Genomic DNA, 23559 nt, shown 5'->3' with positions numbered 1-23559 from the left:
GGATTACGTGGAGGCGATGTGGCGGATGCTGCAGCAGGACGCGCCGGACGATTATGTGGTGGCGACCGGGGAGACGCACAGTATCCGGGAGTTGTTGGATGTGGCGTTCGGGCGGGTGGGGATCTCGGACTGGTCGGGGTTCGTGCGGCAGGATCCCCGGTTTTTCCGGCCGGCTGAGGTGGATGTGCTGGTGGGGGATTCGTCGAAGGCGCGGGAGGTGTTGGGGTGGAAGCCGCGGGTGGGGTTCGAGGAGTTGGTGGCGATGATGGTGGACGCCGACGTCGCCACCGAGACGGAATCGGCCGCGCGCGACGGGMTCGCGGCCCCCGCCGGGCGGGCTGGGGCGGCCCGTCCCGCCGGGCCTACCGTCGTCGACCAGCCGCGCGGCGGATCGGATCGTTCCGGGGTCCGCTCGTGACCGGCGTACCTGCGGGTGGTGAGCCCGTCGCCGGTGTACCGGTGGATGGTCTGCCCGCGCCGCGGGCTCCACTCGCGGCCGCGCGCCGCCGGTCCGGACCGGTCCCGATGCTCGCCGAGTCCGGGCTCGCGCCGAGGCCGCACGCGGTGGTCGTGGCCGGGGCGCGGCCGAACTTCATCAAGATCAAGCCGATTCTGGACGCCCTCGACGCGGAGGGTTTCCGGACCACGCTCGTGCACACCGGACAGCACTATGACGAGGCGATGAGCGAGGTGTTCTTCGCCGATCTCGGGCTGCGCCCCCCTGACCATCACCTCGCGGCCGGATCGGGCTCCCACGCCGTGCAGACGGCCGCGGTCATGACGTCGTTCGAGCCGTTGCTCGACCGGCTTGCCCCGGAGATCGTCGTCGTGGTCGGCGATGTCAACTCAACTCTGGCCTGTGCGCTCGTCGCGGCGAAGGCGGGCGTGCCCGTTGCCCACGTGGAGGCGGGACTGCGTAGCGGTGACCGGTCCATGCCCGAGGAGATCAACCGTGTTGTCACCGACCACGTGTGCGACCAGCTGTTCGCGACCTCACCGGACGCGGTGGAGCATCTGTACCGGGAGGGCCTGCCCCCCCGGGCGGTCCATCTCGTCGGCAACGTCATGGTGGACACCCTCCTGGCGTGCCGGGACGAGGCGCTGGGCCGRCCGACGCTGACCGAGCTCGGCCTGCACCCGGGCGGGTACGGCCTGGTGACCATGCACCGGCCCGCCAACGTCGACGATCCGGACGTGCTCGCCGGGCTGCTCGGGGCGCTCGGGGAGATCGCGGTGCGCTGCCCGCTGGTCTTCCCGGCGCATCCCCGTACGGCGGCGCGGCTGGCCGGGATGCTCCCTCCGGGGGTTCGGCTGCTCGGACCCGTGGGCTATCTCGACTCCCTGGCGTTGCAGGCCGGGGCGCGTCTCGTGCTCACCGATTCCGGCGGCGTGCAGGAGGAGTCCACCGTGCTGGGAGTACCATGCCTGACGCTCCGTGACTCGACGGAACGTCCATTGACTGTTACCGAGGGTACCAACCGGGTGGTGGGTCGGGACCGGAGGGTGGTGGTCACGGCCGCGTTCGACACCCTGGAGCGGCCGCCTGCGCCCCGGCGTCCGGCCTTGTGGGACGGCCACGCCGCCCGCCGCATCGCGCGAATTCTGGCCCGGGTGGTCGCCCCCCCGCCGGAACCGGGCCGTCCGGGCGCACCGGATCCGGCGATCCGTCCGCCGACCCAGGACACAGCTAGCCACCTACCTCTCTCTATGTAAACAATCTGACACACTATGTGTATGACTTCGAAGAAGCTGGTGGTCGTCGGGCAGGGATACGTCGGTCTCCCGCTCGCGATGCGGGCGGTCGATGTGGGTTGGCGGGTCGTCGGGGTGGACGTGGACGAGAGCCGTGTCGCCCGGCTGGCCGCCGCGCGGTCCTACGTCGAGGACATCCCCGACAGGCAGCTCGCGGCAGCGTTGGGGTCGGGCCGGTACGAGCCGACGTCGGACTACGCCCGCGCCGCGGCGTTCGACGTCGCGGTGATCACTGTCCCTACCCCGTTGCGGGAGGGGGCTCCCGACCTGTCCTACATCGTGGGCGCGGCGCGCAGCCTCGCGCCGCTGGTCCGGCCGGGCGTGACCGTGATCCTGGAGTCGACGACCTATCCGGGGACGACCGAGGAGCTGTTCGCCCCGCTGCTCACCGAGGGTTCCGGTCTGCACCCTGGTATCGACTTCCATCTCGGCTACTCGCCGGAGCGGATCGATCCGGGTAACCGGGTGTGGAACCTGGTGAACACCCCCAAGGTCGTCTCCGGGGTGCACGAGGACTCCCTGGCGGCCGTGAGCGCCTTCTACGACACCGTGGTCGAGCGGACGGTTCCGGTCGGCTCGACCMGGACCGCCGAACTCACCAAACTGCTGGAGAACACCTTCCGGCATGTCAACATCGCGCTGGTGAACGAACTGGCGATGTTCGCGCACGAACTCGGCGTCGACGTGTGGGAGGCGATCGACGCGRCCTCCACCAAGCCGTTCGGGTATCTGCGGTTCACTCCCGGCCCGGGGGTCGGCGGCCACTGCCTGCCCATCGACCCGTCGTACCTGTCCTGGYGGGTGCGCCGCAGCCTCGGCCGCAGCTTCCGATTCGTCGAGCTCGCCAACGACATCAACGACCACATGCCTGACCACGTGGTGCGGCGGGTCACCGAGATGYTCAACACCCGGCGACGGTCGGTCGCGGGCAGCCGCATCCTGCTGCTGGGACTCGCCTACAAGAAGAACACCGGGGATGCGCGCGAGTCGCCCGCGACGCGGGTGGCCACCCTGCTCGCCGACCTCGGTGCCCACGTGCGAGCGGCGGACCCGCACGTCGACGCGGCCCGGCTGCCGCCCCGGGTGACCCTGGTGGAGGTGGATGCGGGAGAGCTTGCGGCCGCGGATCTGGTGGTGCTCCTGGTCGACCACGACGCCTTCGACCGTGACCAGGTGGCACGGCATGCCTGTGCGGTCCTCGACACCCGGCACTGGCTGCCCACGCACGACCGGGGCCGCCGGCCGGTGGCGGCAGGCGGGGGACACCCGCTGATACCGGCGCAGGTCGCGCGGCACGACGAGCTCGCGTTCGCCGTGGAACCCCTGTGACCCCCTCCCACCTTCTGACGCCATCCCACCCTCGCGGCGTCCCGCATCTTCCCGTATCTTCTCGTATCTTTATGTAGTTGAATGATAACTGAAAATTATCGTCATCGAGAGGGTGCGGGCGGAGGGGCGGGTGCCATGCGGGTCGTCGCCACCGACGCGTGGTTCCATCACCGGCCGAGTGGGTGGYGGCGCCGGGGCCCGATAACGGTGCTGAAGGTGCTGAACCGGATGGAGCGCTCCGGCATTCATCCGGGGGCCGTGAACCTGCTCCGCCGCCTCGACCAGGACGAGTTCCGGCTGTTGTTCGCGGTGACGTCCGGCGCGGCAGGAGCGTTCGACGGTGAGATCCGGGCGCTCGGCGGCGAGGTGTACCACTGCCGGGCCGACTGGCGCTTTCCATGGTCCTTCCTGAGGCTGCTGCGCCAGGTACGCCCGGACGTGGTGCAGGCGGAGGTGGTGCAGGCGGACGTGACGATCCTCTCCGGGGTGGTCCTCGCGCTGGCCCGGCTCGGGGGGGTTCGGCGCCGCGTCGCCTACCTCGCCGATGCCCCGGACCGGCACGGCGACAGCCTGGGCGGCCGGGTGCGGCGGATCGTCGGCCGGTTGCTGCTCGACCGGTTCGCCACCCATCTGGTCGCGGTGAGCGAGGCGGTGATGCGGGGTCTGTGGCGGGAGAACTGGCGGCTCGACTCCCGTTGCCGCGTCATCTACCACGGCGTCGAGCTGGAACCGGTCGGCGTCGCCATCGCGGCCCGCCGCCGCGCGGAGGAACTCGCCGAGGACGATCAGGATCTTGTCACCATCGTCCACGTTGCCTGCCCGGATTCGGCGAAGAGCCGGGACCGGGCCGTGGAGATTCTCGCGGCGCTGCGGGGGCGGTCTGTGAACGCCCGGCTCCTCTTCGTGGGTCGTCAGGATGCCGCCGAGACGGCCCGGCTGGTCGCGCTGGCGTCTCGACGTGGCGTCGCTGACCACGTCGAGTTCATCGGCGAGGTTCTTGAGATCCCACGCCTGCTGGTCGCGGCCTCGCTGCTGCTGGTCACCTCCCGCCACGAGGGCCTGACCGGCATCGTGCTCGAGGCCTGCGCGGTCGGGACGCCCGTGCTCTGCGCGGACCTGCCCGGGGTCGACGAGATCGCCCGGCTGCTCCCCGGCGTGACGATCCTGCCGCTGCGTATCTCCGACGCGGTCTGGGCCGACACCGCCGAGATGCTCACCGCCGTTCCCCCGACCATTGATCAGCGCCGGGAGGCGATGCGTCTGCTGCGCCGGTCCCCGTTCACGATGGAGCACTGGCAACGCGACATCACGGCGGTGTGGTGGTAGCCGGCGTCCCCGCCCGTCCGGGTACCGCCACCGTCCGGCCACGACCAGGAAGGACGACCGCCCACGATGAAGATAGTCACCTTGCTCGAGGCGGGGGACGGCCCGCGGTGGCCCGTCGCGCACGCCGTAGCCGAAAGGGAGAGCGGGGACCGCGTCATCGTCCTGATGCCCCCGCCTGACCACGTCGACAGTCCACTGGCCCGGGAGTTGACCGCGGGCGGCGTGGAGGTCGTCGCGAGCCCCGTGCCGCACCGGGGAGCGTCGATCCGCCGTCAGGCCGGTGGGATTCTCCGGCTGCGGGCGGAGCTGGCCGCGCTCGGGGCGGACGTCGTCCACTACCACCACTACGCCTCGGCGGTGGCCGCCCGCCTCGCCACCGTGGGCACCACGATCACCCGCGTGTACATGGTCGCGAACCCTCTGCACCTGGACCACCCGCTGATCCGGCCGGTCGAGCGGGTGCTCTGTCGGCTCGATCACCTGCTGATCGCGCCGACCTCCGACGTCCGGTGCCGCTACGCCGCGCTCGGCCAGCCGGTGCGCCGCCTGCGCACCGTGTCCTACGGCGTGGATCTGGACCGGTTCACGCCGGCGGACGACCGGGAGCGCCGGGGGGTCCGGACGGATCTCGATCTGCCCGAGAACGGGTTCGTGGCGGTGCGGGTGGCGCACTTCCACCCGCCCGGTCGTCTTGTCCATCCGGGCCGGGGGGTGGCGGGCCACGAGGTACTGCTGGCGGCCTGGTCGCGGTTCGTCGAGCTGGGCGGTCGCGGCACCCTGATCCTCGTTGACGGGGCTCCCGAGGGCGGGGAGGACGTCGCCGGTCGGCGCAACGAGGCCGCGGTCCGTTACCGCGAGCGGGTCCGGGTCTGGGCCGGGGCGCTTCCCGGCGCGGCGGCGGTGCGCTGGGTGCACGGTGTCCGCGACGTGCGGCCGTACTACGCCGCCGCCGATGTGAACGTGGTGTCCTCCTGGGTGGAGGACTACGGCGCCATCGGGGTGGCGTCGGCCTGCGGGGTACCGACCGTGGCGACGCGGGTCGGGGCGATCAGCGAGCTGGTGGACGACGAGACCGGCTGGCTGGTGGCACCCGGCGACGCGGTGGCGGTGGCGGAGTGTCTCACCGACGCCGCGGCCGGCCGGCGGACACCCGCCGCGCGCGACCGAGGCTTCGCCGCGCGGGCACGGGCCGAGAAGCTGCTGGATCGCCGGTCGTTGAGCCAGGACGTCGTCGCTGCCCTGCACGAGGCCGTGCGCGGCGCGCGGTCGTGGCACGCGTGCTCCGGCCCGGGCCGGAGCGTGCCGGGATGCACCGGGGACCGAAAGAACGAGTTCACCCGCAGGTGGGGTGATTATTGCCGAACATTCCGCCGTTGTGGGCAGGGGCCGCCGGCAGCTTCCGCTACTGTTAGCAGTGTTAAGTAATTGCTGGAGTCGGGCGTGACGACCTTGTTCGGGAGGCCCTGGCGGTTCCCGCCGACCCGGAGGGTCGGCGGGGTCACAGCGTCGCGGGCGCGGTGCGAGACGCGCCGGAATGCCAGGATGGGACGGAGCTGGCCGAGGCAGGCAGGCGCCGGATGCGTGCCCACCCGGGGCCGTGGGTCCGGTGTCACCATGGTGCGGCCAGCCGGGCGGGGCCATGGGAGCGAGCCCCGCCGCTCGCGGGTGGCGGGCGGCGGGCGACGAGGAGGAGAACGATGGACACCTTCGGCAGTACCGGATCGCTCGTGGTGGGTGATCGCACCTACACGATCAGGCGGCTGGACGCGGTGCCCGGGGCCGATCGACTCCCCTACAGCCTCAAGGTGCTGTTGGAGAACCTTCTGCGTACGGAGGACGGCGCGAACATCACCGCGGACCACGTCCGGGCGCTGGCGAACTGGGATCCCTCGRCCGCCCCCAGCCAGGAGATCCAGTTCACGCCCGCCCGCGTCATCATGCAGGACTTCACCGGTGTGCCGTGTGTGGTGGACCTTGCCGCCATGCGGGAGGCGATGGCCGCCCTCGGCGGCGACCCATCGAAGATCAATCCGCTGGCCCCCGCCGAGCTCGTGATCGACCACTCGATCATCGCCGACCACTTCGGCCGGCCGGACGCGTTCGAGCTCAACGCGGCGCTGGAGTTCGGCCGCAACCGGGAGCGTTACCAGTTCCTGCGCTGGGGTCAGGAGGCGTTCGACAACTTCACCGTCGTCCCGCCGAACACCGGCATCGTGCACCAGGTCAACCTGGAGCACCTCGCCCGGGTCGTCTTCACGAAGCAGACGGCCGATGGGACGCTGGCCTACCCCGACACCCTCGTGGGCACGGACAGCCACACCACGATGATCAACGGTCTCGGCGTGCTCGGCTGGGGCGTCGGCGGCATCGAGGCCGAGGCCGCCATGCTCGGCCAGCCGGTGAGCATGCTTATCCCCACTGTGGTGGGCTTCAAGCTGACCGGCGAGCTGCCGACGGGCACCACCGCGACCGACATGGTGCTCGTCATTACCGAGATGCTGCGTCGGCACGGCGTCGTCGGCCGGTTCGTCGAGTTCTACGGCGACGGCGTGACGAACGTCCCGCTGGCGAACCGGGCGACCATCGGCAATATGAGCCCCGAGTACGGCTCCACCTGCGCGATCTTCCCGATCGACGCGGAGACACTGAACTACCTCAGGCTGACCGGCCGTCCCGCGGAGCTGGTGGCGTTGGTCGAGGCGTACGCCAAGGAGCAGGGCCTCTGGCACGACCCGAGCCGCGAGGCCGCTTACACGACCACCCTTGAGCTGGACCTGTCCACCGTCGAGCCGTCGCTTGCCGGGCCCAAGCGCCCGCAGGACCGGGTGCCGCTGGCGAGCGCGAAGCAGGCCTTCCGGGCGGCGTTGGTCGACTACGCCCAGCCCCTGGTGCTCACGAACGGCGGCGCGGACGAGGCGGATGCCGAGTCCTTCCCGGCCTCCGACCCGGCGGCCGCATTCGCCGACAAGCCCTCCGACGCCCCGATCTCGGTGAACGCCGTGGTCGGGGACGTCGCCGCCCGCCCGTCCAACCCGACGGCGGTCACCCTCGCCGACGGCACGGGCGTCGAGATCGACCACGGCGCCGTCGCCGTCGCGGCCATCACCTCCTGCACCAACACGTCCAACCCGCAGGTCATGATCGGCGCTGCCCTGCTGGCCCGCAACGCCGTCGAGAAGGGGCTCACCCGCAAGCCGTGGGTGAAGACCACCCTCGCGCCGGGCTCGAAGGTGGTCATGGACTACTACGAGCGGGCGGGGCTCGTGCCCTACCTGGACAAGGTCGGCTTCAACCTGGTCGGGTTCGGCTGCACCACCTGCATCGGTAACTCCGGGCCGCTGCCGGAGGAGATCAGTGCCGCGGTGAACGACGCGGACCTGGCGGTGGTCAGCGTGCTGTCGGGCAACCGCAACTTCGAGGGCCGGATCAACCCCGACATCAAGATGAACTACCTGGCGTCCCCGCCGCTGGTGGTCGCCTACGCGCTGGCCGGMACCATGGACATCAACCTCGACACCGACCCGCTGGGCACCGGCACCGGCGGGGAGCCCGTCTACCTGCGTGACATCTGGCCGAGCGAGGCCGAGGTCGCCGCGGTCGTCGGCGACGCCATCCAGTCCGAGATGTACGAGTCCGACTACGCCGACCTGTCCGGTGACGAGCGCTGGCGTTCGCTGCCGCTCGGTGATGGCGGGGAGGTGTCGCGGACGTTCGCCTGGGCGCCCGACTCCACCTACGTCCGGCACCCTCCGTACTTCGAGGGGATGGCGGCGAAGCCGGAGGCCCGGACCGACATCATCGACGCCCGGGTGCTGGCGGTGCTCGGCGACTCGGTCACCACCGACCACATCTCCCCGGCTGGTTCGATCAAGAAGGACTCGCCTGCCGGCCGCTACCTCACCGAGCACGGGGTCGCGCCCGCCGACTTCAACTCCTACGGGTCGCGGCGCGGCAACCACGAGGTGATGATCCGCGGYACGTTCGCCAACATCCGGTTGCGCAACCGGCTGGCGCCGGGCACCGAGGGCGGCGTCACCCGGCACCTGCCAGACGGCGAGCAGCTGGCCATCTACGACGCCGCGCAGAAATACGCCGCCGAGGGTGTGCCGCTGGTGATCCTGGCTGGTAAGGAGTACGGCTCGGGTTCCTCCCGGGACTGGGCGGCGAAGGGTACCTCGCTGCTCGGCGTGCGGGCGGTCATCGCCGAGTCCTACGAGCGCATCCACCGGTCGAATCTGATCGGTATGGGTGTGCTGCCGCTGCAGTTCCCCGCCGGCGAGTCGGTGGAGTCGCTCGGCCTGACCGGGGAGGAGACGTTCACCATCACGGGCCTCGCCGAGGTGGACGAGAGGACCCCGCCCATCACGGTACGTGCCGGCGACAAGACCTTCGAGGCGGTCGTGCGGATCGACACCCCCGGCGAGGCGGAGTACTACCGCCACGGCGGGATCCTGCTGTACGTCCTGCGCTCGTTGCTGTAGCCCACGACCGATGATCCGGGGCCGGCGGGTTCGCTCCCTGCCGGCCCCGCCCGCCGGTCCGCATGCCGCGCGCCCCCGTTCCCGTTTCCCGGACTGAGAAGCGACACGCCGTCAGCGGTATCAGTTGGGGAGGAACACCGTCATGCCCGGACAGTGGGACGCCACCGTCAAGTCGGTCTACGCCGTCGACAGTGGTACCTCGGGATCCGCTCCCGCGGCGGTCTCAGTCKGGCGCTCGTCGCAGCCGGAATCGACGACGTCGTGCCCTGGCCGTGAGCGGGGCCGGTGGTGGGCTCGCCCGGTCGGGGACCTCAGTCGCGGTCGGCGGGGGGATCCTCRGCGAGCAGGGCGGTCAGCGCCGGGAACAGGGCCGGCGGGGCGGCGACGGTGAGATCTTCGCCCGCCGGGCGGCCGTGCAGCCCACCGACCCGCAGCCCGGCCTCCACCGCCACCAGGCCGCCGGCGGCCTGGTCCCAGGGCTTCAGCCCACGCTCGTAGTAGGCGTCGACGAGGCCGCCGGCCGCCGCGCACAGGTCCAGCGAGGCCGCACCCATCCGACGGAGGTCGCGCACCCGGGGCACCACCCGGCTGGCGACAGCGGCCTGCGCGGCCCGGCGGGACGCCGTGTAGCCGAAACCCGTTGCGACGAGGGCGCCGGCCAGCGTCGTCACCGTGGAGCCGGTCAGCGGTTCCCCGTCCCGGTACGATCCGCCGCCCCGCGTGGCGGTGTAGGTCGCGCCCAGCGCCGGGGCGTGCACAACCCCGGCGACGACCTCCCCGTCGACCTCGGCGGCGATCGAGACCGCCCAGTTGGGCAGCCGGTAGAGGAAGTTCACCGTCCCGTCGAGCGGGTCGACGATCCAGCGCACCCCGGTCGTGCCGGCGGAGTCCGAACCCTCCTCGCCGAGCAGTCCGTCGCCGGGGCGCAGTTCGGCGAGCCGCCGGGCGACGAGCGCCTCGGAGGCGCGGTCGAGAGCGGTCACGACGTCGGTGGGAGACGACTTCGTCGTCTCCGCGGCCACGGTGCCCTCCCGGCCCCGCGCGAGCAGGTCACCCGCCGCACGGGCGATCGTCAGCGCAATGGCGAGCAGTTCGTCCGGGTCTGGCAGGTCGCTCATCGTCCGGCGCTCCAGGGATCGGCACGAAGTGGGGATCGGCACGGGAGTACGGTCCGTTCAACGGTTCATCCTGCCAAGACGGCCGGTCGTGTACTCCCCATGGAACGTGAGAGGTGTCACGTCCGTCGACCTCTTCCGCTTCCCGTTTCCGTTCCGTTCCGGCTCCGGCTCCGGCCCAGGGGCGCCTGCCCGGGCCGGAACCTCGCCGGTCCRCCGACCGGGGGACCTCGGCGGTCGATGACCACGATCGAGGCGCCCGTAGGATCGTTACTTGTGGTTGCGACAGACGGTACGGAACGGTCCACCCGCGCGGTCCCGGCGAAGCCGAGCCTGGACGGCATCGAGGCGCGCTGGTCGACGGTATGGCAGGACGAGGGCACCTACGCGTTCGACCGGACGGTCGACCGCGGGCAGGTCTACTCCATCGACACCCCGCCGCCGACCGTCAGCGGTTCCCTGCACGTGGGGCACGTCTTCTCGTACACCCACACCGACCTGATCGCCCGCTACCAGCGGATGCGGGGTCGCGAGGTCTTCTACCCGATGGGCTTCGACGACAACGGGCTGCCGACCGAGCGCCGGGTCCAGAACTACTTCGCTGTCCGCTGCGAGCCGTCGCTGCCCTACGACCCGGGTTTCACTCCGCCGGACAAGCCCGGCAAGGAGCAGGTCCCGATCTCGCGACGCAACTTCGTCGAGCTCTGCGAGCGGCTGACCCTGGAGGACGAGAAGGGCTTCGAGCAGCTCTGGCGCAGGCTGGGGCTCTCCGTCGACTGGTCGTACACCTACGCGACGATCGACGCCCGGTCGCGGACCGTTGCGCAGCGGGCCTTTCTGCGCAACCTCGCTCGGGGGGAGGCCTATCTTGCCGAGGCCCCGACGCTGTGGGACGTCACCTTCCGTACCGCGGTGGCCCAGGCCGAGCTGGAGGACCGGGACCGCCCCGGCGCGTACCACAGCCTGGCCTTCCCCCGGTCGGGCGTCTCCGCCCCGAGCAGCGGGCTGGACCCGGCGGGCTCCGGGGATCTGGCGGGCTCCGGGGATCTGGCGGACCCGATTGTCATCGAGACGACCCGTCCCGAGCTGCTGCCCGCCTGCGTCGCCCTGGTCGCCCATCCGGACGACCCGCGTTACCAGTCGTTGTTCGGCGCCACGGTGCGGACCCCGCTGTTCGACGTTGAGGTCMCGGTGGTCGCGCACCGGTTGGCCGACCCCGAAAAGGGATCCGGCATCGCGATGATCTGCACCTTCGGCGACCTCACCGACGTGACGTGGTGGCGCGAGCTGCGGCTGCCGGCGCGTGCGGTGATCGGCCGTGACGGCCGGTTCATCCCGGACCCACCGGGCGCCGTCACCTCCGCGGCCGGCCGGGAGCGGTACGCCGAGCTCGCCGGAAAGACCGTGCACAGCGCCCGGGCGCGGATCGTCGAACTGCTCGCCGGGTCCGGCGCGCTGCTCGGCGATCCGCGGCCGATCACCCATCCGGTCAAGTTCTACGAGAAGGGCGACCGGCCGCTGGAGATCGTGACGACCCGCCAGTGGTACCTCCGCAACGGCGGGCGGGACGAGCCGCTGCGGGCCGCGCTGCGTGGACGCGGCCAGGAGCTGCGCTGGTACCCGGACTACATGAAGGTCCGCTACGAGAACTGGGTCGACGGCCTCAACGGCGACTGGCTGATCAGCCGGCAGCGGTTCTTCGGCGTGCCGTTCCCGGTGTGGTACCCGCTGGACGCCGCCGGTGCGCCGCGGTATGACGCGCCGATCGTGCCCGACGAGGCCTCGCTGCCGGTCGACCCGTCCAGCGACGTCCCGCCCGGGTACGCCGCCGAGCAGCGGGGCGTGCCCGGCGGGTTTGCCGCCGACCCCGACGTGATGGACACCTGGGCGACGTCTTCGCTCACCCCACTGATCGCCAGCGGCTGGGAGCACGATACCGATCTGTTCTCCCGGGTCTTCCCGATGGACCTGCGTCCGCAGGCGCACGAGATCATCCGGACCTGGTTGTTCTCGACGGTGGTGCGCACCCACGCCGAGTTCGACGTGCTGCCCTGGTCGAACGCGGCGATCTCCGGTTGGATCCTCGACCCGGACCGTAAGAAGATGTCGAAGTCCAAGGGCAACGTGGTGACCCCGATGGGCCTGCTCGAGGAGCATGGGTCGGACGCGGTCCGTTATTGGGCGGCGTCCGGGCGGCCGGGTACCGACACCGCCTTCGATGTCGGCCAGATGAAGAACGGCCGCCGGCTCGCCATCAAGATCCTCAACGCCAGCCGGTTCGCGCTCGGTCTTGCCGTGACCCCCGACGCCGGGGTCTCCGACGCCGAGGTCTCCGACGCCGGGGCGGCCCCCGCCCCGGCCAGTGAACCGCTGGACCGTGCCCTGCTGGCCGCCTTGGCCGACGTGGTCGACGCCGCCACCGCGGCCTTCGACGGCTACGACTACGCCCGGGCCCTCGAGGTCACCGAGTCGTTCTTCTGGCGGTTCTGTGACGACTACGTCGAGCTTGTGAAGGGCCGGGCGTACGGCTCCTCCGGGGCGGCGGGCGCGGCCTCCGCGCACACCACGCTCTCGGTGGCCCTGTCAGCGCTGCTCCGGCTGTTCGCCCCGGTCCTGCCGTTCGTCAYCGAGGAGGTCTGGTCCTGGTGGCGTCCCGGTTCGGTGCACCGGGCGAGCTGGCCGGACGCCGCCGAGATCCGCAAGCTCGCCGAGGGCGCCCGCGTGGAGCTCCTCGGTGCCGTCGGGGCGGCGCTGTCCGGTGTCCGCCGGGCCAAGTCCGAGGCGAAGGTGTCGCAGAAGGCCGAGGTCGCGAGCGTCCGGATCAGCGGCGAGGCCGACCTCGTCGCCCTCGTCGAGTCGGTGGCCGCGGACCTGCGCAGCGCCGGCAGCATCCGGGAGCTCACGCTGAGCCCGACCGGCGGCGAGATCGCCGTCGCCGTCGAACTGGCCTGAACACCGGGCACAGCCGGGATCAGATGCCGGCAAGACGCCTGGCCGAGGGCCGCAGATACACGAACCAGGTCACCACGAAGCACAGCGCGTAGAAGGCGATGAAGGAGATGTACGCCGCGTTGCCGGTCCGGWAGCTCAGGAACGACTGCCGGAAGGCCAGGTTCACCAGCACCCCGCCGAACGCGCCGATCGCGCCGGCCAGGCCGATGAGGGCTCCGGACAGCCGCCGGGCCGAGTGCTGCGCCGCGACCGGGTCGCCACCGGCGTYGATGCTGGCCTGGGCCTTCGCCCGGAAGATCGCCGGGATCATCTTGTACGTCGACCCGTTCCCGACGCCACTGAAGACGAACAGCGCGATGAACCCGACCAGGAACAGAGGAAGCGACTCCGTCAGCGARGCGACGAGCACGATCGCGGCCGCGGCCGCCATCGCCACGAAGTTGACGAAGGTGACCTTCGCTCCGCCGACGCGGTCCGCCAGGATGCCGCCGGCCGGGCGGATCAGCGAGCCGAGCAGCGGACCGAGGAAGGTCAGGTAGGCGGCCTTGATCGGGGTGCTGAACTGGTCGTGGAACTGCACCTGGAGCACCTGGCCGAACGCGAAGCCGAACCCGATRAACGACCCGAACGTGCCGATGTAGAGCAGCGACATCACCCAGGTGTGACCGTCACGGGCGACGTCGCGCATCGCCCCCCGGTCGTTCTTCGCGCTCGACAGGTTGTCCATGAACAGCGCCGCGCCGAGCGTCACCAGGACGATCAGCGGGATGTAGACGGCAAGGACGACCCGGGGGTGGTCCTTGCCGGCGGTGGCGAGGACGAGCAGGCCGACAAGCTGGATCGCGGCCACCCCCAGGTTTCCGCCGCCGGCGTTCAGCCCCAGGGCCCAGCCCTTCAGCCGCTCCGGGTAGTAGGCGTTGATGTTGGTCATCGAGGAGGCGAAGTTACCGCCTCCGACCCCCGCGACCGCGGCGACGATCAGCAGGGTGGGGTAGGAGACGCCGGGGGAGAGAACGACGGCCGCGAGGATCGTCGGCACGAGGAGCAACGCCGCGCTGAAGATGGTCCAGTTACGCCCCCCGAACCGGGCGACGGCGAAGGTGTAGGGGATCCGCAGCGCACTGCCGACGAGCGCGGGCAGCGAGGTCAACAGGAACTTGCCGGCCGGGTCGATGTGGTAGGCCGGTCCGAGGAACAGGACCGTCACCGCCCACAGCGACCAGATCGAGAACCCGATGTGCTCGGCCAGGATCGAGAAGATCAGGTTTCGGCGGGCGATGCGGGAAYCGCCGTTGTTCCAGAAGGTGCGGTCCTCGGGCCGCCAGTCGTCGATCCAGTGGCCGCGTCGGGACGGACCGGTCACGGTGCCGGTAGTCGKGACGCCTTCCAGCGTGGCGCTCATAGATGATCCTCCGAGGTGCGGGTGATGCCACGACGGTAGGAACGCGCCGTTACGTGGCGCGGCGTCGGCTGTGACACTCTCTGAGACATCCGCTCACCTGGGTGGGGACCCAACGGTGAGACCTCGGGCGCACCGGCCGTCGGGCCGTCGGCGGACCCGCCGGGAGGGCTGGGCGAGGCGTGGGTGGCCCGGCGGTCGACCGGTCASTCGATCCGGCGTAGCTGCTCGCGGTAGTGCTTGCCGTTCGCCACGTAGATCGCGGCCCCGGCGGCGAGGGCACCCGGGGCGACGGAGTCCGGCAGGATCTTCGCCGGCACGCCGAGCGCCCTCGCGCCCGGCGGCACGACCGTGCCGCCCACGACGACCGCGCCCGCGCCGACCAGCGCGCCCCGGCCGATCCGGACCCGGTGGAGTACCACCGAACCGGAACCGACCAGGGCGCCGTCCTCGACGACACAACCCTCCAGGTGAGCCAGATGCCCGACGGTGCAGTCGTCGCCCACTACCGTGGTGAGCTCCTCGGTGGCGTGGATCACCGTGCCGTCCTGGATGGACGTGCGGGCACCGATCTCGATCGTCCCGTAGTCGCCACGCAGCACCGCGCCCGGCCACACCGTGGACTCGGGCCCGATCGTCACCGTGCCGATGACCGTCGCGTCCGGATGGACGTAGGCCGTGGGATCGATGGTGGGGACGGCGTCCCCCAGGGCGTACACGGCCATCCGAGCCTCCCGCTGATCGCGACGCCGCCGATCCGGACGGCGCACCGGTTGATCCCATCGTGCCTGGAAAGGAGCAGCCGGGTACCCCGGAGAGCGGCTCGTGGTCGGTGCTCGTCGGTCACGCGTTCAGTCCTCGGATGCCGTCCACTCCTCGGAGAAGGAGGTCTTCGGGTGGAGCATGCCGGGCGGCGGTGAACCCGTCGCCCGGGCCCATCCGCGCGCGGCCGCGCGCTCGGCCGCCAACCGGCCGATCCCGATCGCGAGACCCGAGATCGCCGCCCAGGCGACGGCCTCCGTCCAGGCGGTGTCCGGGTCCGCCGGGTTGGCCGGCGGGTCGGACTTGCGTACCTTGCGGTACAGGGCGTTCACGACTCGGCTCGCGGCCATGCCCGCGAGCGCGGTCGCCCCTCCGCCGACGATCTTCCATCCCAGCTTTGACGCTGCTTTCGCCACCCCACACCTCTCGTTCCTCGGCGAGGACCATGTCGGTCCGCCCGCCCCCTGCTTACCCCGACCGGCCTGCTTGGCCCCTCGGATCGTCTTGGCCTCTCGGATCATCTGCTATCCGATCACGCCGGGATACGCCCGCCGGAGTCCGGGGCTTGCTGCGGCCCGTCGGACCGGCAGGCCGATGGCGGGACGAGGGCCATGGCCTAGCGTGGGGGTCACGCCCGGACCGGGCACCCTCGACCAGGAGAGCCATGACCGCCACCGATCCGACGACGCCCACCGCCCCGCCCACCGCCCCGCCTCCCGCGTCCGCGGTGCCACTCGCCGTGCAGCCCGCGCCCGCCGTACCGGGTCGGGTGGAGATCCTCGTCCGCCGGTCGGACCGCGAGCTGGCGCTGCCGGCGTACGCCCAGCCGTCGGACGCGGGGGCGGACCTGGTGACGGCCCAGGACGTGACGCTCGGCCCGGGGGAGCGGGCGACGGTCGGAACCGGTCTGAGCATCGCCCTGCCGGCCGGGTACGCGGCGTTCGTCCATCCGCGCAGTGGCCTGGCCGCGCGGCACGGCCTGTCCGTGGTCAACGCCCCGGGAACGGTGGACGCCGGTTACCGTGGAGAAATCAAAGTCGTTCTGATCAATACCGACCGATCTGACACGATCATCCTGCATCGGGGCGACCGGATCGCCCAGCTGGTCGTGCAGCGCGTGGAGCACGCCGTGTTCCGGGAGGTCGATGAGCTGCCGGCCTCGGTGCGCGGAAGCGGCGGGTTCGGCTCCACGGGGGGTTTCGGGTCCGCCGGGGGGGCAGGAAAGGAGACCACCGGTGTTCGGACGAGGACGTAGGGAGTTCGACCGTCGCGGGGCCTCCGAGATGGACGTCCCCGAGAAGGTCACCTCGCGGGGCTCGTCGGAGCCCGATGGTCCCTACGACATCGCGCAGGCACCCGATGACGACGTGCATCGCCTCGATCTCGGGTCGTTGCGGATTCCGGCGCTCGACGGCATGCAGGTGCAGTTCCAGGTCGAGGAGTCGACCGGCAAGCCGCTGACGGTGCTGGTGACCGACGGGCGCAGCGCGATGGAGCTCTCCGTCTTCGCGGCGCCGAAGAGCCGGGGCCTGTGGGACGAGGTGCGGGCCGAGATCCTGGAGACCATTCAGGGGGGCGGTGGGTCGGAGGCGGACGGTCGCTACGGCCCCGAACTGCGGATGAGCTTGCCGACCGGGCGGCCGGGCGAGACYGTGCCGGGCCGGATGATCGGTGTGGACGGTCCGCGCTGGTTTCTGCGGGCGGTGGTGACTGGCGCGGCCGGACAGGATCCGGCGGCCGGCCCCCTCCTGGACGCCGCGTTGCGCAATCTGATCATTTCTCGTGGTGAMGGCGCGATGCCGGTGCGGGATCCGTTGCCCCTGAGGCTGCCTAAAGAGATCACCGATCACCCCGATCACCCCGATGGTTCCGGCGGACCGGTCGCCTCGGCGACCAGCGGACGGCCCGAGATGCCCGTGCGCGGTGCGCGTATAGCCGAGATCCGCTGACCGCCCTGTGCCCGGGGTCCCCGCATTGCGCCGAAGGCGCCCGATGGTTCTCCCAGGAGGGTCACCGGAGGTGATTCGACGGAGACCCCGTACGGCGCCCTGTGCCCGGGGTCCCCGCATTGCGCCGAAGGCGCCATGCGGGGCGGGCACATTGAGTACCGGTCATGCGTTGCATGAGACGTGTTGAACGTGCTGGACGTGCTCGAGCCGCAGTTGCTTGCGCCGAGTCGCCGGCGAGCCGGATCGGAGGAGCCGTGGGCGAGTCACGCGGCTGGTTGGGGCGCAAGCTCCACAGACTGACAGCAGGGACGAGCGAGCTCGACGCCGAGGACCTCCAGGCGGCCTCGGCGGCGGCGGGTGCCGCCCCGATGAGCGGCTGTCGTGACCGGGACGAGATCTGCGTCGCGGGTACCATCCAGGCCGTGACGGTACGTGCGCGGTCGGGTGCACCGGCCCTGGAGGTCGACATCTACGACGGTAGCGGCACCGTCACGTTGGTCTTCCTCGGCCGCCGGGACATCCCGGGCCTGCGGGCTGGCGCGTCGGTCAAGGCCTCCGGGCGCGTTACCGTGCAGGAGAACCGTCCGATCATCTTCAACCCGCGTTACGAACTACTCCCCGTTCCGTCGGCGAGCGCCTAGGTCGGCGGGTCCGCCCAACCCGACGGGATCCCAACCAGACATGCCACGTACGCCATCTCCCGACACGCCGCCRATGACGATGTCCGAGGCCATCGGCGGCCCACGGGGGATCATCGACAGCTCCGTGCCCACCGTGGCGTTCGTGACGGTGAACGCCGAGGCCGGACTGACCGCCGGCATCGCGGTCGCCATTGCCACGGCGGCCGCTCTGCTGGCGCTGCGCATCGTGCGCCGTGAGCCGACCCAGCAGACCTTCTCGGGGTTGTTCGCCGTGGCGGTCGCCGCATTCGTGGCCTCTCGTACCGGGAATGCGAAGGGGTTCTTCCTGCCCAGCATCGCGAAGAACGCGCTCTGGGGGGTGGTGGCCCTGCTGTCGATCGTCCTGCGCCGGCCGGTGGCGGGGTATCTCATGGCCGGTCTGGACAGCCGCTATGCGAGCTGGCAGCGGGTACCCTGCCAGCGGCGGGCCGCGGTGTGGGCGACGGTGGTCTGGATCGCTGTGTTCGGTGTGCGGTTCGTCGTGCAGGGGGTGCTCTACCTCGCCGACCAGCCCGGCTGGCTGGCCGCGGCCAACATCGCCCTGGGACTTCCGCTGTTCGGTGTCGCGGTGTTGGCCAGCTTCGCCATCGTCCGCCGGATCGCACCGCTGCCCCCCGCCGCCACCGACTCGACGGTCGTGGCCGGCGAGGTGCTGGCCGAGGACGCCCCGCGCGGCGAGCCCCCGCGCGGCGAGCGGCGGCCTGCCGGCTGACCGCCTCCGCATCGCCAGCCTGTCGCGCGTCAGCCCGGCGCGCCCGCGCCTGCCGGCGCCTGACCGAGCAGCACAGCGAGCTTCTCCTCGGCCTCGGCATTTGTCGTGACCGCGAGAATCTCGTCGCCGTCTTCCAACGTGGCGTCGGGCGAGGGAACGACCGCCCGTCCGTCACGCAGGATCACCACCAAGGCGCTGTCCGCCGGCAGGGTGATCTCGCTGAGCCGCTGGCCGATCACCGGCGCGTTCTCGGCCAGCGTCAGCTCGACGAGGGATGCATCGCTCTGCCGGAACCGCATCAGCTGGACGAGGTCGCCGACGCTGACGGCCTCCTCGACCAGAGCCGTGATTAGGCGCGGCGCGGACACCGCCACGTCCACCCCCCACGACTCGGTGAACAGCCACTCGTTCTTGGGATGGTTGACCCGCGCCACTACCCGGGGCACGCCGAACTCGGTCTTCGCGAGCAACGAGACGACGAGGTTCACCTTGTCGTCCCCGGTGGCGGCCACCAGGACGGTGTACTCATTCAGCCCGGCCGCGTCGAGTTGGGACAGCTCGCAGGCGTCCGCGAGCAGCCACCGGGCCTCCGGTAGCGCGTCGGTCCGGATCTTCTGCGGATCCCGCTCGATGATGAGCACCTCGGAGCCGTTCTCCAGCAGTTCGGCGGCGATGGACCGGCCGACCTTGCCCGCCCCCGCGATCACCACCCGGCGCACGCTCATCGCTTCTCCTCTTCGCGCGGCATCGTCTACCCGGATCTACCCGGATCTGCCCAGATCTGCCCGGATCTACCCGGAGTCCTTGCCGTCCGGCCCGGTGCGCAGCACCGTGTCCGCCTCGGAGGCGTGCGCCTTCGTCACCGCCACGTGCACCACGTCACCGTCCTGGACGAGGGTGCGGGCATCGGGCAGGACACCCTCGCCGAACCGGGTCACGCAGGCCACCCGTACCCCGGCGGACTCCTCCAACTCCCGGATCCGGCGGCCCACCCAGGCGGGTCCGGGTGGGATAGCGGCCAGCAGCACCGAGCCCGACGGGTCGGACCACTGCGGCGTGACAGCGTCGGGTAGGAGCCGGTCGAGGATCTGGTCCCGGGTCCAGCGCACCGTGGCGACGGTGGGGATACCGAGCCGCTCGTAGACCTCGGCCCGGCGGGGATCGTAGATCCGCGCGACGACCCGCTCGACCCCGAACATCTCGCGGGCCACCCGGGCGGCGATGATGTTCGAATTGTCCCCGCTGGAGACGGCGGCGAACGCGGCGGCCTGCTCGATGCCCGCCTCGATGAGGGTGTCGCGGTCGAAGCCCATCCCGGTGACCCGMAGACCGGTAAAATCCTGCGGTAGCCGCCCAAACGCGGCGGGGTTCTGGTCGATGATTGCCACTKAGTGGCCGAACCGTTCGACGCTGCGGGCAAGCGCGGAGCCGACTCGGCCGCAGCCGAGGATCACGACGTGCACAAGGGTTGAGGGTAGTCCGATCCGGGCTGACCGGCGCAGGTCACGTGGCCGGATCTCCGGATACGGAGTATCTGTGTGCCACGTCACACTGATACTGAACTGCGTGGCTGGCGTCGGTAGCATCGCCGCGTGGCGCTCACGGACCGCCTCAAGCGCGGTTTCGTCGGTCGACCGATCGGGAGCGACCGGCTTGGGGAGACATTGCTCCCTAAACGCATCGCTTTGCCCGTCTTCGCGAGCGATGCCCTTTCCTCGGTGTCGTACGCGACCGAGGAGATCCTGCTTGTCCTGTCGCTGGGTGGGCTGGCCTTCTACCACATCTCGCCCTGGCTTGCTGGAGCCGTCGCCATCCTGATGCTGACGGTGGTGGCGTCCTACCGGCAGAACGTGCACGCCTACCCGAGCGGCGGCGGCGACTACGAGGTCGTCTCGGTCAACCTGGGCCCGCGGGCCGGCCTGCTGGTGGCCAGTTCCCTGCTGGTTGACTACGTCCTCACGGTCGCGGTGTCGGTGTCGGCCGGTGTCGCGAACCTGACGTCCGCTATCACCGGGCTCGCCGCGCACAAGGTGCTCCTCGCGGTCGTCATCGTCGTCCTACTGACGATAATGAACCTGCGTGGGGTGCGCGAGTCCGGCACGGCGTTCGCCATCCCGACCTACGGCTTCGTGCTCGGCATCTTCGTAATGATCGTCACCGGGCTGGTCCAGGCGGCCGTCGGTCATCCGCCGCGGGCCGAGAGTGCTGGGTACCAGGTGGTCGCCGAGCGTGACTACGCGGGATTCGCCCTGGTGTTCCTGGTGTTGCGGGCGTTCGCCTCGGGATGCACGGCGCTCACCGGGGTCGAGGCGATCAGTAACGGGGTGCCCGCGTTCCGGAAGCCCAAGAGCCGCAACGCCGCGACCACCCTGCTGATGCTGGGGCTTATCGCAGTCACGATGTTCGGCGGCGTCACCGCGCTGGCTCTGATCTCCGACGTGCATGTCGCTKAGCACACCGGGGACCTGATCGGCGCCAGTGGTGAGCAGCGGACCGTGATCGCCCAGGTCGCCGCCGCCGTCTTCGGGGACGGATCGCCCGGCTTCGGCTACATCGCCGTCGTCACCGCTCTCATCCTGATGCTGGCGGCGAACACCGCCTTCAACGGCTTCCCGGTGCTGGGTTCGATCCTCGCCCGCGACGGCTACCTGCCGCGTCAGCTATACACCCGCGGTGACCGACTGGCCTACTCCAACGGGATCGTGCTGCTCGCCGGCTTCGCGATCCTGCTGATCGTCGTGTTTGACGCGCAGGTCACCGCCCTGATCCAGCTCTACATCCTCGGGGTCTTCATCTCGTTCACCCTCAGCCAGACCGGGATGGTGCGGCACTGGGCACGCATCCTGCGCTCGGACGACCCGGCGGCGTCCGATCCGGCCGCCCGCCGGCGGATCCGCCGGTCTCAGGCGATCAACTTCTTCGGCGCCTGCCTCACCGGCACCGTGCTGATCCTCGTGCTGGTCACGAAGTTCACCCACGGTGCCTGGATCGTCTGTCTGGCTATCCCGATCATCTTTCTCGGGATGCGGGGGATCAGGGCTCACTACGACCGGGTCGCGGTCGAACTCACCCCGGAACCCGGGCCGCCGACCCTGCCCTCCCGGATCCACGCCGTCGTCCTCGTCAGTAAGATCCATGCCCCGACACTGCGGGCCCTGGCCTACGCCAAGGCGTCGCGGCCGCACAGCCTCGTCGCGGTCACGGTCGCCGTCGACCAGGCGGAGGCCGATCGGCTCCGCAAGGCGTGGACGGAGCGGGGGATCACCGTCGATCTCGTGGTGCTGGCCTCCCCCTACCGGGAGGTGACCCGCCCGGTGCTGGACTACGTCGCCCGGATCAGGCGGGAGAGCCCCCGCGACGTCGTCGCCGTCTACGTCCCGGAGTACGTCGTCGGTCACTGGTGGGAGCATCTCCTGCACAACCAGAGCGCGCTGCGGCTCAAGGCCCGGCTGCTCTTCCAGCCCAGCGTCATGGTCACCAGCGTGCCCTGGCAGCTCGCCTCGTCCAGGCTGGCCGAGCAGCGGTTCGAACGAACCGGGGCGGGCGCGGTGCGACAGGGCCGGGCCACGCTTCCCGGCCCGTTGGAGCGGAAGCGGTGAGTCGACAGCGTCGGCCCGCGCGATCGCGCGTCTTCGGGGGCACCGCACGGCAGGCCCGCGTGCCGGGGATCGCGGTCGGCTCGCTGCTCGACCTCGACGTCGGGCCGGTGGCCCACGGCGGCTTCTGCGTCGCCCGCTCGGGCGGTCGGGTGGTGTTCGTCCGCCATGCCCTGCCCGGCGAACGGATTCGTGCCCGAGTTACCGACGCCTCCCACGAGCGGTACTGGCGGGCGGACGCGGTCGCCGTCCTGACGCCCTCGCCGGACCGGGTGGTCGCGCCCTGCCCGCACACCGGTCCAGGGTTGTGCGGGGGGTGCGACTGGCAGCATGCCGGCCTCGCGGCGCAGCGGCGCGGTAAGGCCGAGGTCGTGGCCGACGCCCTTCGGCGGTTCGGCGGCCTCGACGCCCGGGTCAGCCCCGCGCACGCCGGGTCCGGCCTAGGGACGGCGGCCGAGGCCGGACCCGGCGCCGAGCCGGCGCTGGAGGTGCTGGTCGAGGCGGTGCCCGTCGGCGGTCCGGAGCGGCTGACCGGATCCGACCGGCCCGGTGGCGCCGACGACGGACTGGCGTGGCGGACCCGGATGCGCTTCGCGGTGACGGCCGGCGGCGAGGTCGGGCTGCGGGCGAGCCGCTCGCACGAGGTGGTGGCGACGCCGGACTGCCGCATCGCCCACCCCCTCGTCCTCGCGGCGCTCGCCGGCCGGCGGTTTCCTGGGGCCGACGCCGTCGAGGTCGCGGCCAGCCCGGCGACCGGGCAGGTGGCCGTGGCGGTGCATCCCGCCGGTGCCGGGACGGTCGTCAACGACGAGCACGCCGGGACCGGCGAGGATCCCGGGGAGGTCGGAGCCCCCGGGGAGGTCGTCGAGGTGGTGGGGGGGCGGAGGTTCCGGCTCGGGCCGGAGGTGTTCTGGCAGGTCCATCCGGCGGCTCCCGGCGTGCTGGTGGACGCGGTCCGCGAGGCCCTGCGTCCCCGAGCCGGGGAGACCGCGCTCGACCTGTATGCCGGGACGGGCCTGTTCGCGGCGTTCCTCGCGGAGGATGTCGGCGCCGCTGGCCGCGTCATCGCGCTGGAGTCCGACGCCGCGTCGGTCGCGGCCGCGGCGAACAACCTCGCCGATCTGCCATGGGTCTCGCTGCGGGCGTTGCGGGTGACGCCGGCTACCGTTCGTGGGGTGGTCGGTACGGGCGGGCCGGCCGGCCGGGTCGATCTCGCGGTGCTCGACCCGCCGCGCACCGGGGCGGGCCCGGCGGTGGTGGCCGCGCTGCTCGCCCATCGCCCCCGCGCGGTCGCCTACGTCGCCTGCGATCCTGTCGCGCTGGGTCGGGACCTCGCCGCCGCGGCGGCCGCGGGCTACGACCTCGTCGTGTTGCGCGCCTTCGACCTGTTTCCGATGACCGCCCACGTCGAGTGCGTGGCACTGCTCGAGCCGCGCGGCGCGGACCGGAATCCGAACCTGGTGTGATTGCGTYGGTACCAGAAGTGTCGCCGGAAGGCCGTGGACT

The 23559-nt window shown here is 71.3% G+C and carries 19 protein-coding genes; 13 read left to right on the top strand and 6 right to left on the bottom strand.

The genetic code is table 11. From position 1 onward, the window contains the following. From CcI156_RS19605 to CcI156_RS19580, 6 genes are all read left to right on the top strand, one after another. On the top strand, positions 1–418 hold a 418-nt coding region (locus CcI156_RS19605), incomplete at its 5' end, for a GDP-mannose 4,6-dehydratase (protein ID WP_175637633.1). Between the two features lie 107 nt (positions 419–525). Then, positions 526–1713, top strand: coding sequence for a non-hydrolyzing UDP-N-acetylglucosamine 2-epimerase (gene wecB, locus CcI156_RS19600; protein ID WP_011435751.1), 1188 nt, complete (start codon positions 526–528; stop codon positions 1711–1713). A gap of 21 nt (positions 1714–1734) precedes the next feature. Then, positions 1735–3081, top strand: a complete 1347-nt coding sequence (locus CcI156_RS19595; RefSeq protein ID WP_076807429.1) for a nucleotide sugar dehydrogenase — start codon at positions 1735–1737, stop codon at positions 3079–3081. Between the two features lie 135 nt (positions 3082–3216). Beyond that, positions 3217–4407 (top strand): glycosyltransferase, encoded by a 1191-nt coding sequence (locus tag CcI156_RS19590; RefSeq protein ID WP_076807427.1) that lies wholly within the window; start codon positions 3217–3219, stop codon positions 4405–4407. 66 nt (positions 4408–4473) lie between these two features. Further along, positions 4474–5832 (top strand): glycosyltransferase, encoded by a 1359-nt coding sequence (locus tag CcI156_RS19585; RefSeq protein WP_023841689.1) that lies wholly within the window; start codon positions 4474–4476, stop codon positions 5830–5832. 272 nt (positions 5833–6104) lie between these two features. Continuing rightward, positions 6105–8888 (top strand): aconitate hydratase, encoded by a 2784-nt coding sequence (locus CcI156_RS19580; protein ID WP_076807424.1) that lies wholly within the window; start codon positions 6105–6107, stop codon positions 8886–8888. A 311-nt stretch (positions 8889–9199) separates the two neighbouring features. Here the strand turns inward: CcI156_RS19580 and CcI156_RS19575 are convergent, their stop codons facing one another. Beyond that, positions 9200–10006: an inositol monophosphatase family protein gene (locus tag CcI156_RS19575; protein ID WP_011435756.1), complete on the bottom strand. Its 807-nt coding sequence runs from the start codon at positions 10004–10006 to the stop codon at positions 9200–9202. Positions 10007–10279: 273 nt separating this feature from the next. Between CcI156_RS19575 and valS the strand changes: the two genes are divergently transcribed. After that, complete coding sequence (gene valS, locus CcI156_RS19570) at positions 10280–12955, top strand: valine--tRNA ligase (protein ID WP_076807422.1); 2676 nt, start codon at positions 10280–10282, stop codon at positions 12953–12955. A 19-nt stretch (positions 12956–12974) separates the two neighbouring features. Here the strand turns inward: valS and CcI156_RS19565 are convergent, their stop codons facing one another. The 3 genes from CcI156_RS19565 to CcI156_RS19555 all read right to left on the bottom strand — a co-directional run bounded on the left by CcI156_RS19565 (position 12975) and on the right by CcI156_RS19555 (position 15532). Next, entirely contained in the window at positions 12975–14357 is a 1383-nt protein-coding gene (locus CcI156_RS19565; RefSeq protein ID WP_076807420.1) for a NarK/NasA family nitrate transporter, read from the bottom strand. A 203-nt stretch (positions 14358–14560) separates the two neighbouring features. Continuing rightward, on the bottom strand, positions 14561–15079 hold the full coding sequence (locus CcI156_RS19560) for a gamma carbonic anhydrase family protein (RefSeq protein ID WP_076807417.1): 519 nt from the start codon (positions 15077–15079) through the stop codon (positions 14561–14563). A 126-nt stretch (positions 15080–15205) separates the two neighbouring features. After that, positions 15206–15532 carry a DUF4235 domain-containing protein gene (locus CcI156_RS19555; RefSeq protein WP_011435760.1) on the bottom strand — a complete coding sequence of 109 codons (327 nt, stop codon included), beginning with the start codon at positions 15530–15532 and terminating at the stop codon, positions 15206–15208. Positions 15533–15780: 248 nt separating this feature from the next. Here CcI156_RS19555 and dut point away from each other — a divergent pair, with 248 nt between their 5' ends. The 4 genes from dut to CcI156_RS19535 all read left to right on the top strand — a co-directional run bounded on the left by dut (position 15781) and on the right by CcI156_RS19535 (position 18457). Beyond that, a complete protein-coding gene (dut, locus tag CcI156_RS19550) occupies positions 15781–16371 on the top strand; it encodes a dUTP diphosphatase (RefSeq protein ID WP_011435761.1) in 591 nt (196 codons plus the stop codon). Next, positions 16352–17065, top strand: a complete 714-nt coding sequence (locus CcI156_RS19545) for a DUF3710 domain-containing protein (protein ID WP_076807415.1) — start codon at positions 16352–16354, stop codon at positions 17063–17065. The genes dut and CcI156_RS19545 overlap by 20 nt, the downstream gene beginning before the upstream one ends. A gap of 254 nt (positions 17066–17319) precedes the next feature. Next, complete coding sequence (locus CcI156_RS19540) at positions 17320–17706, top strand: OB-fold nucleic acid binding domain-containing protein (protein ID WP_011435763.1); 387 nt, start codon at positions 17320–17322, stop codon at positions 17704–17706. Between the two features lie 40 nt (positions 17707–17746). Next, the gene (locus tag CcI156_RS19535) at positions 17747–18457 is read left to right on the top strand and encodes a DUF3159 domain-containing protein (RefSeq protein ID WP_011435764.1); all 711 of its coding nucleotides are present in this window, start codon (positions 17747–17749) and stop codon (positions 18455–18457) included. A 29-nt stretch (positions 18458–18486) separates the two neighbouring features. Here CcI156_RS19535 and CcI156_RS19530 read toward each other — a convergent pair whose 3' ends face one another. Continuing rightward, positions 18487–19218 (bottom strand): TrkA family potassium uptake protein, encoded by a 732-nt coding sequence (locus CcI156_RS19530; RefSeq protein ID WP_255353887.1) that lies wholly within the window; start codon positions 19216–19218, stop codon positions 18487–18489. Between the two features lie 30 nt (positions 19219–19248). Then, entirely contained in the window at positions 19249–19920 is a 672-nt protein-coding gene (locus CcI156_RS19525; RefSeq protein ID WP_076807412.1) for a TrkA family potassium uptake protein, read from the bottom strand. Positions 19921–20049: 129 nt separating this feature from the next. Here CcI156_RS19525 and CcI156_RS19520 point away from each other — a divergent pair, with 129 nt between their 5' ends. Both CcI156_RS19520 and CcI156_RS19515 read left to right on the top strand, forming a co-directional pair. Continuing rightward, positions 20050–22056 (top strand): APC family permease, encoded by a 2007-nt coding sequence (locus CcI156_RS19520; protein WP_076807410.1) that lies wholly within the window; start codon positions 20050–20052, stop codon positions 22054–22056. Beyond that, positions 22053–23519 (top strand): class I SAM-dependent RNA methyltransferase, encoded by a 1467-nt coding sequence (locus tag CcI156_RS19515; RefSeq protein ID WP_023841684.1) that lies wholly within the window; start codon positions 22053–22055, stop codon positions 23517–23519. Before CcI156_RS19520 ends, CcI156_RS19515 begins: the two co-directional genes overlap by 4 nt. Positions 23520–23559: the final 40 nt, after the last annotated feature.

Origin of the sequence: Frankia sp. CcI156, from assembly GCF_001983015.1 — a bacterium.
Classification (GTDB): domain Bacteria; phylum Actinomycetota; class Actinomycetes; order Frankiales; family Frankiaceae; genus Frankia; species Frankia casuarinae.
Note: the sequence above shows the minus strand (reverse complement) of the source record. Positions and strands in the feature narration are given on the sequence as shown.

Excerpts from the sequence above, each read along its gene's own strand:
- CcI156_RS19585 (WP_023841689.1), top strand. The coding sequence starts at position 4,474 with ATGAAGATAGTCACCTTGCTCGAGGCGGGGGACGGCCCGCGGTGGCCC.
- dut (WP_011435761.1), top strand. The coding sequence starts at position 15,781 with ATGACCGCCACCGATCCGACGACGCCCACCGCCCCGCCCACCGCCCCG.